Raw genomic sequence first — 18597 nt, 5'->3', positions numbered from 1 at the left:
AGAACCAGCACAGTTCACTGTGCCCATCAACATTTCTCAAGCAGATATGATTTCGAAGTGCAAGAAGTTTCGCACATCCGATGAATCGATGGAGCCGTCGTTATTTTTTCGTCCCCACCTGACTTTCAGCGTGTGGGCTGAGCCGTAGTTGTCGATCAACGTGAGTTGCATCGGCTCTCCCAAGCCTTCGCGCCATCGAACGCCATTGTGGTCGTACCAGAACTTCATGTCCGCGACCCGCTCGATCACAAACAACACGGCGCCTTCTGCTGGTATCTCACTTTGCTTGATAACGCGATCCAACGGTGTACCGGCTTGCTGAATTGCCAGCAACTCCAATTCAGCCTGGTACTCCATGCGTCCGCCAACCGGTCGCTGACCGGGAAGAGCACGAGGAAAGTACGCAGTTCCCACGTAACTGCAGAATGCTTCGTCGAGCAGCTCACTTTCCCACTTCGCCATGGAAATCTGGTCGAAGAGTACATCTACAAACCTGCGCCTTATGCCCTTGAGCAGCCAATAGTCAGTTGTATAATGCCAGTAATTATGAATATCCAAGGTGCCATCTTTCCGTTCCTTATCGAACCCACCTTGCTCTCGTATCCGTTTACCTTTGAATACTTCTATATCCGCTTCAGTTAGTGGCTCAACTACTCGCCCCTCAAGTTCTACCTGGCCTCGTTCCTTGCTCTTGTCATATGACCTGTGGACTTGGTTATCATGGCCTCGGAACTCGGCACGGATGTGTGTCACTTCAGCCTGGGTGGTTTGAAGGTAGACCGTTACGCGACGTGTAGCCTGATCATCCTCTAGTACAGTGGAAGGTGCAGCGAGAGCGACTGGGTAATAATCGAAGCGATTGCGAGCTTTATTGGCTACCCACTTTCGACCGTCCGTCTTGAGGCTTTCCGTCCCCACAGGCAGCCAGTCGATCCTTGTCCCATCCCTGTGTGTCAATACCAGCGTGGCCAGTTCGGCATCGCTGATTGGAATAGGAACGGGGCCAACTTCAGTTTCAACCAGGTCAGTCTTGATTTCGATATCAATTCCCACCTGCTGCCTGCCATTAGCCAAGGCGACTTTTCTGGATGTATTGTTCAGGCTGACATAGAAATGCTGCAGGGATATCCAGCGCTGTTTGCTCAGGGCCATTTCCCGAGGCGACCCTGCATGATGCTCGATCACTGCGATACCCGCCTGGCCACCGTAGATACCCGCCACGACACTGGCTTGACCTGTGCTTTGCTCAGGCGCCGTATATTGACCGTTTTCCGCATCAAGTTCGCCTTCGCCATACAGCACCCATCGAGTACTTTGCACGACAGGGTGGTCGTCCCACGCCGTCTCAAGCGTCGTCGCTGCAGGCTCTTCTGGCAACTCAGGCATGGAAAAAGACACTTTGCCATCGGCCGGTAACGTGGATACATGGAAGGGCTGTACCTCCCAGGGTGCAATCTTGTCGAGGATGATCACGGTCGCATAACCTTCCTCCTCCCCCCAGTTCCTGACCCGGATGCGCTGCAGGCGAATCGGTGAGTTATCGGTAGGCGGAGCAGGCGTGAAAAGAGCATGGGGCGTATTCTGATCGCCCTCCGGGTCACGCTGGATGCTACCGAACGCATCGCCCTCGAGCGCCCACTCCAACCTGCCGCCTTCGGATGCAGTCAACCGAACAGGGTCATCCCCTTTCGCCCAGATAACCACCCGCGGGGAAACTGCCAGCTGCTCCGTTGACACCACCAGCAACGACGACCTGGACACCTCCCCATTGCCACTGGCCAAACTACCGGTAATCTTCACCAGGCGTTGCTGCGCCGGGAACGTGTGCACACTGGGAGCGGTGTACTTGGCATCTTCCATCTCGCCAGAATTTTGCGGATGATACACATCGGCCGCCGACCACCGGCTGACAGTGGCCCCAACGTCAAACCGCACCTCATTGCCAGCAGAGACCCTTGCGATATTCGGCAGTAGCTGCCGAGAGTAGCTACTGGCCCTGACATCGCCGAAAACGATCATGTCATGCGGGTTGTGCTCTTCCTGCTCCAGCACGACCTGATAGGCATCGGGCAAAACCAGTTGCTCCAGGGCGACAGACGGACGCGCTTTAGCGATGGGCGCACGCAGACGACTGATCAACAGTGCACTGGCATAGTTGTCCTTGTCAGTCTTGCGCGGCAACAAGTAAGGCAAGGGGCTGCCTGGCTGGCCCGCTTCCACACCCGCGACCAATTGCATCAGTACCAACAGTGCGCCATCATCTACCGGCGATGTACCCCCGCCTCCGCCAGCGGGCGCTTGTTGGGCCACGACCTCGATGCGGCTAGTGGACAATCCGTTACGACCGAATATATCGAATGCTAGCACCGGTATCTGACGGGCCAGCACGCCCTGCTGACGAAGCTGCTCGAGAATGAATTTTCCCATCGCGCTCGCAGCGGTGCTGCTGAAGCCCAAGGTACAGGTAGGGTTGTCGGCCTCGCTCAGGTCGAGCACCACCAAGCTCCTATCGAGGTGCTCGTGCGCCTGCACCTTCAGGCGGCCATAGACTTCGAACTGATAGCCCATGCCCATTTCCAGGGCATGGCTTCTTCTGAGGCGATTGACGTTGCCGATCATGAACGTCGAAGACACACAGTTCCCCGCGATCAGCTCCATCCGCACCCGCACCTGCGGCCCGCTGCCCGATGCGCCCTGGAAAGACAACTGCGTCGGGCCCAGGGTAAGGTTTTCGAAAGCTACCTTTTCAGTCCTGGTGCCAGGGTCAATATAGAACTCACCACTGATAGGCTGCAGCACACCAGAGTCGGTAAATGCCTCCACGAAGTTGCTTTGCAACCCCCTGTTGACTGCGTCCCGGCCAAGCGCCAGTACCGCGCCCCAGCGGCGCATGCTGTCGCCCTTGGCCAACTCATCGAGCAAGTCCTGTTTGGAATTAGCAGACATGATCATGACCTCGCTGCCTGCAGGCGATCGAAAGCCTCATTGACCTCAGCGAAAACCTGGGCTTCCACTTCGGTGTAAGGCATAGGCAGTACGCTGTAATTCCAGGACAGCCCACTCTGCTTGGCAACACCGGCAATAATCACGTAATCGCCCTCGTCCGCCCCTGGCGTGTAAGTACCCTTGGCGTCATCGATTTTCCCGGTGCCCAGAACCTTGTACCACTGCGTTTTCTCGGGTGGAAGAACCTCATCATCTCCCTCCCAGGATGCGACTGTCAGCGTCAGCTTGAGTGCATTACCCACTGCGTCGACCGTCATGGTTGCCGACGGCATGTCCCATGCAGTAATGATATCGATGGTTTCCGTGCGGCCCCCACCACTGACCCGCACCTGGTCCAGTTGCATGAGCCGGTCCTGGCCAGTGCCCGGATCTTTCTGAGGCGCGACATAGATCTTGCACTTCTTGTCCCGAGGGATAACAAGATCGTTGTAATCGGAAGGCTCCGGATCTCGCAAAATACCCTTGAAGTTGGCACTCTTCTCCCATGTCAGCGCCGAATCTACGCTACCGCCCTCCAGTACATAGCGCTCCGGTTTGTCTTTAGTGAAGTTCGCACTCAGCAGGTTCGGTCTGACCGCCACTGGTTTGGGTACGATGGTCAGTTGGGCACTGCTGCTGTTCTCGCCAGCCGTGGCCGTGACAATGATGTTGCGGAATGTGCCGGGAACCTTGTCCGCTGCGGGTGCCTTGTATATATCCCCCACGATCTCGCCCACCAGTGTTTTATCGGTAGAGCCATCATCGGCAGCCTTGACGGTCCAGGTAACGGTTTCCTCCGGCCAGGGCACCAGCGTCAACTTCTGCTGGCCACCGGCGAGGAGGACCTTGTCAAGCGGATCGATTGCAAAAGATGTGAGCGCAGGGGCCAGGTCACCCAGCAATGAAAGGTCCCCAAAGGTCCAGGAAGTATCAATTACAGGTCGTGTATTGTTGCGGAACAACAAACCATTTAGACGCAGCAGGTCAATAAGCTCAAAGGTGCCATCTAGATGATCAAAAATATCGCTTATAAAAGCTTTGGTCTTCGCTTCGAAGTCAGAAGCCACTCTATCAAAAAGGGCTAGAAATAGCGGATTGGTATCCTTGAGCTTCATGTCACATGAAACCTTTGTTTCGCCTGGCCTCAGGATGAGCTTGCCTCCATCAACCTCGACGGCCACCCGGCAAATGGCCGATATGTTCACGTCTGTTTGCTTTTCAAGACGGAACGGCAAAAGCGAGCCAGCTATCCACTCCAGCCAAGCAATCTCCACATTTCCATAGGTACCGGCATCAGTCCATGTCAACAGAAGAGAGCCTTCCTCCAGTTTAAAACTGAAAATACCCATGGGCTGATTGAAGCTGGCAACGATATTCACATTTCTCATATCACCCAGCTCTTCTTTAAAAGCGTTAGCCATTACACTAACGTTGAACTGGCCGACAACCACAGTCCGCAAAAAGCCTAGATTATCATAAACAAACTCTGGACCTTTGACCTTTACATGCGGCAAAGCCGACATCAGCGTGTTCACTGCAGAGCCCATCCAAACCTCATTATGCATACACAAATTCATTGTGTATGCACCACCGTCTCGCGAAGGAAGGAAATAAGGCATATCCTTATCATCGGCTGGAAAATCGCCATTCTTGTCGCCATTGAATGCGACACCGACAATAACCGCTCCCTCTTCCTGTTCTTCCTGCAGTGGACTCGAAACGGCACTCCCCGCTTTGGCCAGCGAATGCGTCCGTACCCTGAAGGACGTTGGGTTAAGGCCACCTTCAATCGGTGCCAGCCTGTTCAATTCCCAAACTTGTTCTCCCCTTTCAGGCTCTTTAAACTTCTCCTCAATCAACTCTCCCAGTTTTGTATTCAGTTCCTCCCACTGACTAACCTCGAAGTAATAACCCTCACTATTGGACAGGTCCAATGTCACCCGGCCATCCTCGCCCACAACTCCACCGCCGCCTTCGTTGAGCTTGATATTCATCTTCACACGTGGCGCGGTCAGGGGGTCAAATTTGGTGAGACCGATCAGAATCGGCTGGCTGGCCCCCTGCTGACGGCTATACTCGGTCAGTATGCCACCGAGCACGGGCATGCTCAGCATGGCCATTGAACTACCGATGTTCGCGTTCTCGAACGACAAGACCGGCGCACCGAAAGAAAAGTTGGAAAGGCGGGAAATCTTGCCGTTCTCGGTAACTTTTTCACCGGAAACCGGTTCGATCCAAGCCCCTTGCTGCCCGCGTAGAATATGCTCCTGCATCAGCAGCATGTTGGTTTTCGCGCGATCATAGACCAACAAGGCCCCCCAACCTTTTGTACGTGGCGCCTTGCCCATATAAGTCAGATACTCGCTCAGTGTCGGCCTAGCCATGTTAGTTTCCTCGCTGTTTAAAAATCGAATATTCCGGACCGCCCCTATATTCACTCAGTGAGCAACCTGTTAGTTGCGCAGCGGCAATGAATAAGGAATGAATTGAAAGAAATGTTCGCCTCCGTTAAAGCTCACCCGAGCGCTCAACGTGAAACGATCATCTATTTTCAATTTTCTAAGATGGTCTTTGGCGAGTAACTCCTTGATCCCATTATTCGCCTCATCGACCGTGACGGCTTTAGCGTCCCTTACGATGACCCTGACCGGTTGTGACGCCTTGTCCACACCGGACATTTCGATAGTCAGCAACTGACCTGCGGCTACGAATGTCCAAGTATCCAACATCAGCCCAAGCCCCTTCTCGGGCACAGCGGCAAGGGATACTCCGCCGTCATCGAAACCCTCACATCTCACAGATGGGTAAGTAGATGTCGCCAAGGGTTTGATACGCAATTTGTAAGGTTGCGATTGGACGTAGTCGTCGCCTCGCGTCAAACGATAGAAAACATCGAAGCGCTCGGTAAAATCCTTCTCGCCTTTACCCATATTGGCCGGCACATATTCCGGGGGGATCCAGAACCGCAGCGGGTTGGCCGGGGAAGCCGGTTCCTGGGCGATATACTGGCCAAACGGGGTGCGTCCCCACCAATGAACGTGGGGCACTTCTCCTTCTTGCACCTCCGCCGCAGGCACATCGACATAAACACCAGCCGTAGACTCGCCCGCCAGTATGAGACCTCTATTTGCCGCACCATCAGAAGTAGCCTTGGCAACCGTCGGGGCATCAGGAAGACGTGCACGCTGCACATTCACTTCCAGTACTTGCGAGTGCAACGCGGCACCTTGGCGACCATACAGGAAAGAAACACTTACCTTGGAGCTTTGGCTCTCGACGAGTATTTCCTGGTCAACCTGGAAGACGATCGAGTCGGAAGCTCGCGTACTCGGGTCCACACGCAAGGATGGCAGCCACTGCCGCCCCCCGCCCGGGATCGACCACAACATGACGATGTAGTCCGAATCCGCAATGCCAGGATATTCCGGCACCTTGACCACCAAGCCATCAGGGTGTTTGCTGGGATCCAGCGGATCGCCCTCGGTGTACCCGTCAATTGACGGTTTATCGAGATAGCCGGGTAGCGTAGCGTCTGAGTCGACTGTCAGACGCTGTACCGGAGACTCCAGTTGCCCACCGTCGACGAAATCTATGGTGTAGGACGCCAACACGTAGCCCGGGTCGATCCAGTCGAAGAACCCCCTCCCGATCACTTCACTGATGGCTTGTTTATCGAAGTGGGTCTTGCCTACGGTGACCTGCCGTGTCCAGGTCTGATCCTCGGTACCGTCGGATTCATACCCTACGACCCTGAGGGTGACCTTGTCGCCCTCGCGCATGGCTTGATAGCGAGGCACCATTGCTGTCAGCCCGGCCCCAGGCAGCTTGTCTGGCTGGATGATCAGGCCGTGCGACTGAACCAGTTGCAGTACAGACAGCGTTTCACCTAAGCGCGGCCTCAGCCCGATGTAGCAAAACCTGCGCAACGACTCGGCCTCTTCAGACGAGCCAGGTTGAAAGGTGTAGGAATAAAATACCTCTCCGCCGGCAGCGTCGACCAGATATTGGTTCTGGATGCTTACTTCAAGCCCGTCGGGCAGGTCTTTATCCTCGATATAAAAATTACCTACATAGTCGAATGCCTTTCCCGTTGTACCTCGTCCTAACCAACGTACGCGCAACCTGTCGTCTTTCTTCATGCCGTCGTACTGAATCGTCGTGCGCAAGTCATTAGCACCCAACTTGTCCAGGTCAATCTCATTGGACGCAGTCAAGTCAGGAATGCTAGGAGCTGCAAGATCCTCCTTACGGTAACCACTATTTTTGATATCTCGTTCCAGACAATCCACAGAAGAGGATTTCAAAAGCCCAATATTCGGTTGGCCCGGTCGCTCAACCATATCAATACCTCCACTCCATACGCACCTCTCTTCACACCGAGATCAGATACGCAGGTCACAATAAGGGGAACATGGGGGAGTGAAACGCAAGACAGCGTTGCCGTAGCGCCACCCGCTGATATCCGATCACATGCCAGGTCATTTTTAGAGCAGGCCTGTGGCGCAGACAACTAGCAGAATTAACAGGTAGCCGGCAGCGCCACGCTGCTGTGCAGGCAAGGCGCACCTATCAGTTTTACCAGGTGCGCAGGCGTAGTTTTTTTCTTAGCCTTCGAGACAGGCTGAGCGCTTCTGATATTCGTAATGCCTGGGCAGCCCGCTGAAAAGACACGACTTGAAGAACCAGATAAGGCGGGTTCATGCGCACGCAGAACCACTGCGCATTCAGGTTTTCTTTCTGGGCTGCAGCGCGGCCAGCAAATTAACCTCTCAGGACCTAACGCCATGGCAACCACATCGAATGCCTTCCATTTTTCCAGCTTCATGCAAAGTAGTGTCGACCCACGCACCGGCTTGTTTACCCAGTCCATTGCCCTGCCACCACTGAACGCCAATGACTTGTGTGGCCCGGATTATCCTGGGCAACTTGATTTCAACCCGATGAATAGTACGAATGCCGGTTTTGGTATTGGTTGGAACCTAAAGAACAGTCGCTTCAACTCCCTCACCGGCATGCTCGATCTTTACACCGGCGAGACATTTAAAGTTCACGATAACGGGCCCGGGGAAAAACCTGTAATTCCTGAAGTAAAGTTGGAAAGTTTTCACTTCCAGAACATCAGCAAAGACAACAGGAAGCGCTATCGAATTGCCCACAAGTCTGGGTTGATCGAGATTCTTGAACCACAACGCAGCAACCCCGATATAGCAATAACGGCACGCGTCACCAATGCCTCTGGCCATGGCATCAGGTTCATGTACGACACAGAGAAAGATCACCCACGACTGACCTCGATCACGGACGATACGGGACGCAGTCTGCTCGAAATCGACTATTCGTTAACAGATCAGGTCAGTATCACAAGCAACCCGAAAACCCCCGACAGCGCGCGCTACACGCTGAAGCTGGACAGCGAACAACTCAGAAAAATAATCCTGCCCACCTCGACCGATGAATACTGGGACGTGAATTATCAAAGCCATGAACAAGGCACAGGCAATGAGAAAGTTACACTTTACTTCATAAATCGCATCAAAAACCCAGATGGCGGCGTGGAAACGATAAGGTACAAAGGTGATGGCCACAAATACCCGGGTATCGAGCGCACTCTGCCCTGTGTCGAAGAGCATGTGGTCATGCCCGACCGGCTCGATACTAGCACTCACATGCGAACACGTTACCGTTTCTCAAGCAACAACTTCCTTGGCAATAACACTGGCCTTATTTATGGAGATGATGGCACAGATCAACTGTACAGGTACGCCAATTCCCATTATGAATACACTTCGACTGCCGAGCATTATCTCGGCAGTGCTATTCAGCGGACGGTCGTCAGCACATTCAACCGGTTTCATCTGATGACCCTGCAGACCACCACTGAGCAAGGCTGCATTGAAACGATAAGTACGAAGTACCACGAAAAAGAAAACACACAATTCGGCGACCAGCCTGCTTACTTCCAGCTACCACATAAAGTTATAAAAAGCTGGCGCCAGGCTGGCTCATCGGAACCAGGCGATAGCGAAGAAACGACCACCCTCTATGATAATTACGGCAACCTGCTGACAGAGATCAAACCCGACGGCTCGCGTATGGAGCGCACTTACTATCCTGGCACCGAAGACCCGGAAGGCTTCGTTCGCAACCTCATGACCGCCACCATTTACCCGGCCAGCACAGACAATCCAGAAGCACCGAAGGCGCAGGTCGTGAGCAACCTGTATAAATACATCGAACTGCCTGCAATTCCCCAAGCCAACATCGCCCCAGATTTGCCCAACCTGCCAAATTGGCTGGCGCTGCAGCAGGAAGACATGTACGAAGGTCCGGTAGAAGACGGGCGTTTACTCAACAGTAAAAAGCGCCACTACCTCAACAAGCCCGACCTGCCGTTCCTGCATGGTCGACTCGATAAGCAAGTCCTGGAAATCAATGACACTAAAGCTGTCAGCAGCTGGAAGTATGAGAAGGTCAAGGCAGATGATGGCACGCTGAGCTGGGGCCAAAACACCGAAACCTTTACTGACTACACAGGTACCCTGCAGAGAAAGACAACCAGCACCTTTGCCTTGCACACCGGGCAGTTAGTGCTGGAACAGGACGCCAATGGCGTGTTCACACGCTATCGACACGATCTGCTGGGGCGCGTCATCGGGCAAACTGCTAGCCCGGGCACGTCATTTGCCGCTACACACACGACGGTCTATAAGTTCCTCGAGGATGACGGAAAGATACGCGCTGCTGAAGAAATCACAGACAACAAGGGGGTCATCACCCGCATCGTCTACGACGGCAACCGCCGCCCTATCAAGGAGCAGCGCACAGCCAAGCACCCACTCAGCGGCAACCCCATTACGCGCACCGTATCCCAAATGCGCTATGACTCGGCTGGCCGCCTGGCCAGCGAAACCAGCTTTGACTATCTGCCGGCCAACGATGGGTCACAAGCAGAGCGCGTGCTGCAGCTGGTAAACCGCTACGCCTACGATGGCTGGGGACAACGGAGTGACGTGATTCGCCCGGATGGCGTAAGGGAACGCGTCGACACCTCGCCACTTGAGGCCGGTGGGCGACTGGTGACTCGCTGGATCGAAAGCCCGAAGTTGCCAGGCAAGCGTCTGCAGTTGCACATCAGCAAGCTGAACCGTTTCGGCAAGCCGGTCTACGAATACCGACAGGTGGAGGAAAAAGACAGACCTGTATTACAGGTCGGTCGCACCGACTACACCTATGACGGACTTGGCCGCTGCCTCAGCGAAACCGAGACCATCAGAGACCCTGTCGACAGCAGCAGGGTGATCACCCGTACCAACCAGTTCAGATATGACGCGCTGGGAAGAATGTTCAGCAACCAGCGGCCGAACGGAGCGACCTTGTTGCGCGAGTTCGCCAGCCATAGCGTGGGGGAACTGGTTACGCGACTTGAACTGAAAGTGGCTGGCAGTAACACCGGGCAGATCCTGTACCAACGAAACTTCGACGGCCTTGATCGGCTGGTGCGTCTGGCGGTGGGCTCACGGGAGGAATGTTATACCTACAGGGGCACAACTCAACTGGTCGAAACGCGCACGGCGTACAAGCTGGAAATGACCGGCAAAGGCAAGTGCAAGCATATCATCCGCTATGACTACGAGCCGGAACTGACCGAACAACCGAAAAAGCTCACGGCCACAGTGGAAGAACAAGGCCAGTTGCTGAGCACCGAGAACGCCGACTTCGAGTACGACGTCAGCAGCGCGGATATCAACACTGCCAGCAATGCCCTTGGGGTACGCAGTTATATTTACACCGACCAGGGTGACTTGGCAGAGGAACACTGGCAGGAGCACGGCGGCATGCCGTACAGCACTTTCTACCAGCAGTCCTGGCAAGGCCGGCCGCTACAACGCAAGTACAGTGATGGGTTGCCGTGCAATTATGAGTACGACGACCTCGGTCGAATCAGCAGTGTTGTACAAGGCCCACTGAAATCCACCTTGGCGTACAACGACATCGGTTTGCTCAAGTCGACCGAAACCCGCGATACAACCAACCCCATCCCGGAACAACAACCTGTTGCCCTTTGTAATCAGTACTACGATACGTTAGGACGAGAAATCAGCCGCACGCTGAGTGTAAACGGCCAGGAGCAGACTTTCACACAGGTATGGCAGGACGATGACATGCTGCATTCGCGTACACTGGAACGCGGTGGGCGGCGTGTTCGTCACGAAACATTCCAATACGACGAACTTGGCCGTCTGACGAAGTATGACTGCCCGGAAGACACCGCCCGAACCGTCGCGAATGGCCGACAGATCAAGACCCAGATATTCAGTTTCGACGACGTGGACAATATCAAGCGTTGCCGAACGACCTTCATCGATGGCCAACGAGACGATGCAAACTTCACCTATGCCAGCCATGACATTTATCAACTGGACAAGGTCACACACACTTTGCCGCCGGAGGGTTGCCCAGCCGAGCAGTCGTTCGGCTATGACGCACTGGGCAATATGCTCAACGACGAATGTGGTAACAAGCTGTACTACGACACCTTCGGGCGGCTGCAACAAGTGCTGGATGCGGCTGGCACGCTGAAAGCGCGGTATGGCTATGACGGCCATGACCAACTGGTTTATTCCAGTAACGACAACAGTCGGCAGCAGCGACGCTACCTGGGCTATGAAATGGACAGCGTCCTCGAGGACGGACTGCTGACACAGTACCTGCATACTGGCGGCCAACCCCGCGCGGAATTTCAACTGGACGTGGCCGAACAGAACGCGGTGGGGCCTGTCACCTTCCTGCTCACCGACCACACTGGTAGTGTGATTTGCGAAAGCGAAGAGCAAACCACGCGCTATGCATGCTACGCACCGTACGGCGAACAACTGCCTGAGGACAGCGCACAAGAACTGCGCAGCCTGTTGGCGTTCAATGGCGAAGCACGTGAGCGCGCTCTTGGCTGGTTGGGCTGGTTGGGCTGGTACCTGCTGGGTCTTGGCTATCGGGCCTACAACCCACGCCTGATGCGCTTCCATAGCCCAGATTCGCTCCCCCCCGAAGAAACCGGCATCAACCCGTACAGCTATGCCTTGGGTAACCCGGTCTACTGGCAAGACCCTACCGGCCACCGTGGCCAACCGGTGACACATGGCCGCGAAGCGCCGCTGGAGATCATCTCGGATAATAAACCCAAGATACCGTGGTACGTCTGGCTTGGTGTGGCTGCGACCGCCGCCATCTTCGTGGTCTCGGCCATCGCCATGCCATGGACGGCACCGGCTACCCTCGGCATCACGGCCGGCTATGTGGCGGGTGTTGTAGGGGTAGCGTCCAACGGTGTCGCTGCCGTGCTCCAGGGTGTGGGAACTGCAAAGAGGATTGAAAACCCTGAGCTGTCGGATGCGCTGTTCCACATCAGTACAGTGTTCAGCGTCATTGGCATGTATGCCGGCGGCTACGGTTCGGCAGCGACGAGGGCGGCAGTGAAGGCGGCGAAGTCGGCTAGTAGTTCCGCGGTCAACGTTGCGACTAAGGTTGAGGTAATCAATAACTCTGTTAAAAGTCTCAAAATCACGCCTCGCACACCCGTACGGGAAGTGAATTTTACTTCCTCAGCAACCCAAACCACTGCCCCAGGAAGCCCGCCCATTACACCTACGCCTACATCTACACCTACACCTACACCTACACCTTCGCCAAGGCTAGTAAGCGACGGACCAAGTACCTCAGCGGGCCTTCGTGCCGAAAATGCAACAAAGGCCGCGGCCCGCACTGGAACTAGGGCCCCAGCTCCCCCAGGCACCGGGCTGGGAGATCTAACACTGCTGGATGAACATAACAACTTCTTTTTCGGGAAAATGAAGAACGGAAAGTACGGTGTCGGCCGACTAGGCTAACGCCCATCGCACCGGTTCCCGCAGCTGATAAGCCGCGGGAACCGGCTAGCGGGTCACCTGCTTCGTCATCGACTCCTTCCACCACGACTACTGACTATTCCTACATTCCCGCCCCCTCTTCCCCCCCTACCCTGCCCTCGCCTGTAAACCGTGATCCCGCAGCGCAACCTGCCGTCACGCCACTCCCAATATCGCACCAGGCGCCTAGCACGAGCCCAACGGTGCATCGTCTGACGGCGCCACCCAGGACTCGCTCATGCTCCAGCTCGACCGGCGCAGGCTCATGCCGTTGCGCCCGCGCCTCGCCCCGCTGCCGCCGCTGCTCGGCGGTTGCCTGGCCCTGACCTTGGCCAGCCCGGCACCTGCCGAACAAATCGACATGGCCTTCCAATCTGGCTTCATGCGCCAGGCACCCGGCCAGCCCGCCGAAGCGGGTGCCCTGGCCCTGCGCCACCTGGCCACGCAGGCACGCCTGCCTCCCGGACGCTACCGGGTTAACCTCACGCTCAACTTCGACACCTTACCGGAACAGGAGCTCGACTTCGTCGAAGCCCCCCACGGCGACGGCCTGCAACCCTGCCTCACGGCCGAGTTGCTGCGCAGTCTGAACCTGCGTGAACAAGCGCTGGAGGCTCCCCTGCCCGACACTTCGCAGTGCCTGGACCTGGCGCAGTATCTCCCGCAGGCAACCGCCGAGTTCAACGCCGCACAATTGCACCTGGCTCTGTCGATCCCGCAGATCGCCCTGCGCCAGGACCGTTCGGGCAGCATTCCGGAAGAGCGCTGGAGCAATGGCATCAATGCCGCGTTCATCAACTACCAGGCCTCAGCCCAACACAGCAACCAGCGCGACGGCCGCAGCAGTAATAGCCAGGACCTGTACCTGAACAGTGGTATCAACCTGGGCGCCTGGCGCCTGCGCAGCAAGCAGGCCTTGCGCCAGACGCCCGACGGTGAACGCCAGTGGACACGTAGCGATACCTATGCCCAACGCGACCTGCCTGGCCTGCAGGCCAACCTGACACTGGGTGAAACCTTCACCAATAGCGAGATGTTCCGTAGCGTGCGCTTCACCGGCGCGCAGCTGGCCTCGGACAGCGGCATGCTGCCCGACACCTTGCAGCAGTATGCGCCGGTAATCCGTGGCGTGGCGCAAAGCCGTGCCAAGGTCGAAGTGCTGCACAATGGCTACCCCATCTATGCTACCTACGTCGCCCCCGGCCCCTACGCCATCGACGACCTCAGCGTAGGGTCCAGCCATGGTGAGCTTGAAGTGGTCATCACCGAAGCCGATGGCCAGGTACGCCGCTTCACCCAACCCTACTCGACCATGGGCAGCCTGTTGCGCGAAGGCATCTGGCGCTACAGCGCCACCGTTGGCCAATATGAAAGTGCGCAGCAGCTGGACAACCCGGTCTTCTGGCAAGCCACCCTGGCCCGTGGCGGTGCCTGGGACACCACTCTGTACGGCGGCCTGCTTTCCAGCGAGTACTACAACGCCAGCGTGCTGGGTCTGGCCCGCGACGTCGGCAACCTGGGAGCACTGTCGTTCGATGTCACCCGTGCTACCAGCGAACTGGGCCATGAACAGGGCAAGGTTCAGGGACACAGCCTTGCCCTGCGCTACGGCAAAAGCTTCCAGACCCGTACCAGCCTGCGCTTCGCCGGCTACCGCTACTCGACCCAGGGTTACCGCGATTTCGACGAGGCCGTGCAACAGCGCAGCAGTAACATCGATTACCTTGGCAACCGCCGTAGCCGACTGGAAGCTTCGGTCTACCAGAACGTAGGTGACCGCAGTTCGCTGAGTCTGACCTTCTCCCAGGACACCTACTGGCAAACCAATTACCAGCGCCGCCAGTACCAGTTGCAGTACAACACGCAACTGGGCAAGGTGGGGGTCAACCTGTTCGCCACCCAAGCCCTGGACACCAGCAACCACGCTAGCCGCTCTTTCGGCCTGAGCCTGAACCTGCCGCTGGACTTTCGCCGCCAGCAACAGGCCAGCTTCGACCTGCGCCATGAGAATGGCCACTACAGTGAACGGGCCAGCCTGAACGGCGGCTTGCTGGACAGCCGGCTCAGCTACAACACCGCACTGACCAATGATAACCAAGGGCGCAAGAGCGCCGCACTTTCCATGGCCTATCAGGGCAGTCAGGCCAGTATTGGCATGGGCTATACCGAAGCCAGCGATTATCGCAGCCTGTCGTTGAATGCCAGTGGCGCCGTGCTGCTGCATGACGAGGGTGTGGCCTTCGGTAGCCATCTGGGGGAAACCATGGCGCTGGTTCATGTACCCGGCGTGCCAGGCGTTGGTGTACAGAACACCCCGGCGGCGCGTACCAATGCCGAAGGCTATGCATTGATCCCGTACCTGCGCCCCTACCGGCTCAATAATCTGGTGCTGCAGACCGACGACCTTTCACCAGAGGTGGTGATTGGCAATGCCAGCCAACAAGTCGTGCCACGGCGCGGTGCGGTGATGAAGGCATCGTTCAATGCCGAGCATGTATCCCGCCTGGTGCTGACGCTGCTACAGGCCAATGGCGCCCCCGTGCCATTCGGTGCCCAGGTAGTCGATGCCGATGGCGTGACGCTAGGGGTCGTCGGCCAGGCAGGCCAGGCCCTGGTGTCGGCGCGCAGGGCCGGTCACCAGCAGATACAGGTGATCTGGGGCGGTGCCGGTGACGACGTCTGCCAACTGAGCATCGACCCGCAAGCCCTCGAACAGGACGGCGGTTACCGCCTGAAAACCTTGAATTGCCCACTTCCCCAGGCGGGCGCAAGCGCAGCCCTGCCTGACGAAAAACCCCAGGAAACTCTTTTATGAAACTGCTCAGACTCACCCTGGACCGCAACCTGTGGCTCGCCGGTTGCAGCCTGGCCCTTGGGTTATGGACGACCGCCGCACAGGCAGGCTGCGCGTTTGATGCGGGCGGCAGCTACATGACCTACGAGCGCGACATGGGCACATTCTGGGTACCACGCGATGCGCCTGTCGGTACCGTCATCGCCCGCGGCGCAATGGACACGACAAACAATGAGGGCGCAGTCATCAATTGCTTCTGGAACGACCTCGACATACCTACCGCCCGCTTGCCCAACACCGCTCCGGTATTTTCTGGCAGCCTGCCACCTATAGATGGCAGGAACGTCGACGGCTATGTCATGCAGACCAATGTGGCGGGGGTGGGCGTGTACTTGGAATTGTTCGACCCTTTCGATGGCAGCGCCCCCAACACCTTTCGCCCGGACCATGGCAGGCCGACCATCCCTTATACCGGCACCATGGCCAGCGCCGGGCCATTCAACCTGAGAATTTCCAGGCTGTACGGCCAGGCATGGCTCATCAAGACAGGCCCGATCGCCTCAGGGACACAACGCATCGACGGTGAACTGTTCCATGGGTCCATCCATCACCTGGGCAAGGTCCTGGAGTATCGCCTGAGAGCGGAAGTCAACCAGGCACAATGCTCGCTGAAAGCCGATGCAGTCAGTGCCGACCCCGTACACTTGGGCGACTACAAGGCCGATGATTTCAAAGGGGTTGGCACAACGACGAAACCCGTCCCCTTCCACATCAACCTCGTTGACTGCAAAGATGCCAGCGCGCCCCTCCCCGGTACCGCCAATGTGTACATAGAGCTGGATGGTATCGATGGTTCGAAACCCACCGTACCCGCGCAAGGGCGCTTCAGCCTGACCAGCGCCTCGGACGCCGACGGGGTCGAAATCCAGTTGCTGCGCGGCGACACAAGCAACCCCATGCCCCTGCAAGCGGAAGTGCGCATGAAGCCCGTGGAAATCGGCATCACCCGCCTGGACTTTTACGCCCGCTACTACCAGAGCTCGCCGATAGTGAAGCCAGGTTCGGCCGAGGGAGCACTGAGCTTTACCGTAAGCTACAAATGACAGGCAAAAAAAAGACCGCAGGGCTAATACCCTGCGGTCTGGATGGCGAAGAAAAACAAACGACAAAAACGAAGAAAGGGACTTGCGTCCCTTTCTTCGTTCTTCGATTTGGAGCGGGAAACGAGACTCGAACTCGCGACCCCGACCTTGGCAAGGTCGTGCTCTACCAACTGAGCTATTCCCGCATTGTGAAACCTTACCGCTATCGGCGTGAAGCGCCTTTAAGACATTCACCACCACTGCACCGCATAGACGCCACAGTATTTAAACTGGAGCGGGAAACGAGACTCGAACTCGCGACCCCGACCTTGGCAAGGTCGTGCTCTACCAACTGAGCTATTCCCGCAAATGGCGTCCCCTAGGGGACTCGAACCCCTGTTACCGCCGTGAAAGGGCGGTGTCCTAGGCCACTAGACGAAGGGGACACACGACACTTTTCAGTGCACCAGGTTTGAACCTCACGATTCAGCCTGGATTTTCTTTTCCTGCCTCGCCGAAGCGCTGCCGGAGAAACTGGAGCGGGAAACGAGACTCGAACTCGCGACCCCGACCTTGGCAAGGTCGTGCTCTACCAACTGAGCTATTCCCGCAATTTGGCGTCCCCTAGGGGACTCGAACCCCTGTTACCGCCGTGAAAGGGCGGTGTCCTAGGCCACTAGACGAAGGGGACACGCTGCTGGCATTACTGCCTGCTTTCACTCCCTGCCGCGTTTCGCTGTGTGCTTTACGCTGCAAGTGGCGCGCATTCTATGGATGGTTCGTACAGGCGTCAACCCCTTTGTAGAAATTTATTTAAATCAATGACTTCCGGGTGAGTTGGGGTGCAGATGCGGGATGGGGTGCCGATATAGAGAGAAGCAATCCTGTGCCGGCCCTTTCGCGGCTAAAGCCGCTATTCGCCCCCCGGCAAACTCACTACACTCAAAGCTGTAATTCTTCTTCAATGAGGCATTAACGGTGACACCACTTCTGATCACCCTGCTCATCGTGGCGGGTATCGCGTTGCTGATCGTGATCGGCTACCTAAACAATGTGGTCGAGAACGGTAAGCTCGAGCGCGCCCGGATGAAGGTCGAGCTGGCCGACCGCCTGCGCCGCTGTGGCGAAATCACCGAGACCTTCCCCGGCCAGTTCATGACCCCGGCCTTGAAGTTGCTGCTGACCCGCCTGGAGCTCAACCTCAACCAGCGTCAACTGGCGATGGACAAGCACAATGCCGAGATCAAGGCGCGCATCGCCGAACTGGAGAGGCTGATTGCCCTGGGTGCGCAAATCCCGGTGAACAACCCGCCCAACCCGATCCAGACCGAGATCAAGGCCAAGGATGTGCGCTTCCTGCTGGAGGCGTTGCACAACCAGGTGACCCGCGCCGCCCAGGAGGGCTTCCTGCCCACGCCCGAGGCCAAGCAATGGATCAAGGAAATCCGCCATATCCTGGTGCTGCTGCATATCGAATTCTTCAACAACCTCGGCCAGCAGGCCCTGCAGAAAAACCAGCCAGGCCAGGCGCGCCTGGCCTTCGAGCGCGGCGTGCAGTACCTGCGCAAGCAGCCGGAACCGAAGGTGTATGAAGAGCAGCTGACGTACCTGGAGAAGCTGCTGGCCCGGGCCAACGCCCAGGTGCTGGACCGCATGGCCCCGGCGGAGGACGAGCAGAATGAACTGACCCAGGGGCTCAAGACCGATGAGGAAGAGACCTGGAAGAAGAAGGTGATGTACGACTGATGCATTAACCTGTACTGGCCTCTTTACGGCTAAAGCCGCTCCCACAGGGACCACATCGCCCTCAGGCTTGGTGCGATCCTTGTAGGAG

General features: G+C 56.8%; 7 protein-coding genes and 5 tRNA genes. 4 read left to right on the top strand and 8 right to left on the bottom strand.

The features are described from left to right. Positions 1 to 36: 36 nt before the first annotated feature. The 3 genes from GEV38_RS08360 to GEV38_RS08350 all read right to left on the bottom strand — a co-directional run bounded on the left by GEV38_RS08360 (position 37) and on the right by GEV38_RS08350 (position 7325). Positions 37 to 2952, bottom strand: coding sequence for a hypothetical protein (locus GEV38_RS08360; RefSeq protein ID WP_054573460.1), 2916 nt, complete (start codon positions 2950 to 2952; stop codon positions 37 to 39). Beyond that, positions 2949 to 5369, bottom strand: a complete 2421-nt coding sequence (locus GEV38_RS08355; RefSeq protein WP_054573461.1) for a hypothetical protein — start codon at positions 5367 to 5369, stop codon at positions 2949 to 2951. The genes GEV38_RS08360 and GEV38_RS08355 overlap by 4 nt, the downstream gene beginning before the upstream one ends. A gap of 69 nt (positions 5370 to 5438) precedes the next feature. Continuing rightward, the gene (locus tag GEV38_RS08350; protein WP_152976830.1) at positions 5439 to 7325 is read right to left on the bottom strand and encodes a hypothetical protein; all 1887 of its coding nucleotides are present in this window, start codon (positions 7323 to 7325) and stop codon (positions 5439 to 5441) included. Positions 7326 to 7769: 444 nt separating this feature from the next. Here GEV38_RS08350 and GEV38_RS08345 point away from each other — a divergent pair, with 444 nt between their 5' ends. The 3 genes from GEV38_RS08345 to GEV38_RS08335 all read left to right on the top strand — a co-directional run bounded on the left by GEV38_RS08345 (position 7770) and on the right by GEV38_RS08335 (position 16784). Further along, positions 7770 to 12869 carry an RHS repeat domain-containing protein gene (locus GEV38_RS08345; protein WP_173895762.1) on the top strand — a complete coding sequence of 1700 codons (5100 nt, stop codon included), beginning with the start codon at positions 7770 to 7772 and terminating at the stop codon, positions 12867 to 12869. Between the two features lie 256 nt (positions 12870 to 13125). Then, positions 13126 to 15702, top strand: coding sequence for a fimbria/pilus outer membrane usher protein (locus tag GEV38_RS08340; RefSeq protein ID WP_054573466.1), 2577 nt, complete (start codon positions 13126 to 13128; stop codon positions 15700 to 15702). After that, the gene (locus tag GEV38_RS08335; RefSeq protein WP_015269387.1) at positions 15699 to 16784 is read left to right on the top strand and encodes a fimbrial protein; all 1086 of its coding nucleotides are present in this window, start codon (positions 15699 to 15701) and stop codon (positions 16782 to 16784) included. The genes GEV38_RS08340 and GEV38_RS08335 overlap by 4 nt, the downstream gene beginning before the upstream one ends. A gap of 109 nt (positions 16785 to 16893) precedes the next feature. On the opposite strand, the gene GEV38_RS08330 is transcribed toward GEV38_RS08335, so the two are convergent. From GEV38_RS08330 to GEV38_RS08310, 5 genes are all read right to left on the bottom strand, one after another. Then, positions 16894 to 16969 (bottom strand) — tRNA-Gly (locus GEV38_RS08330). 85 nt (positions 16970 to 17054) lie between these two features. Next, positions 17055 to 17130 (bottom strand) — tRNA-Gly (locus tag GEV38_RS08325). Positions 17131 to 17133: 3 nt separating this feature from the next. Continuing rightward, positions 17134 to 17209, bottom strand: a tRNA-Glu gene (locus tag GEV38_RS08320). 89 nt (positions 17210 to 17298) lie between these two features. Next, positions 17299 to 17374, bottom strand: a tRNA-Gly gene (locus GEV38_RS08315). A gap of 4 nt (positions 17375 to 17378) precedes the next feature. Next, a tRNA-Glu gene (locus GEV38_RS08310) sits at positions 17379 to 17454 on the bottom strand. 287 nt (positions 17455 to 17741) lie between these two features. On the opposite strand from GEV38_RS08310, the gene GEV38_RS08305 reads away from it, so the two are divergent. Beyond that, positions 17742 to 18509, top strand: a complete 768-nt coding sequence (locus tag GEV38_RS08305; protein WP_015269386.1) for a hypothetical protein — start codon at positions 17742 to 17744, stop codon at positions 18507 to 18509. The last annotated feature ends 88 nt before the right edge of the window (positions 18510 to 18597 follow it).

Origin of the sequence: Pseudomonas sp. 13159349, assembly GCF_013305685.1 — a bacterium.
GTDB classification, from domain to species: Bacteria; Pseudomonadota; Gammaproteobacteria; order Pseudomonadales; family Pseudomonadaceae; genus Aquipseudomonas; species Aquipseudomonas asiatica.
Note: the sequence above shows the minus strand (reverse complement) of the source record. Positions and strands in the feature narration are given on the sequence as shown.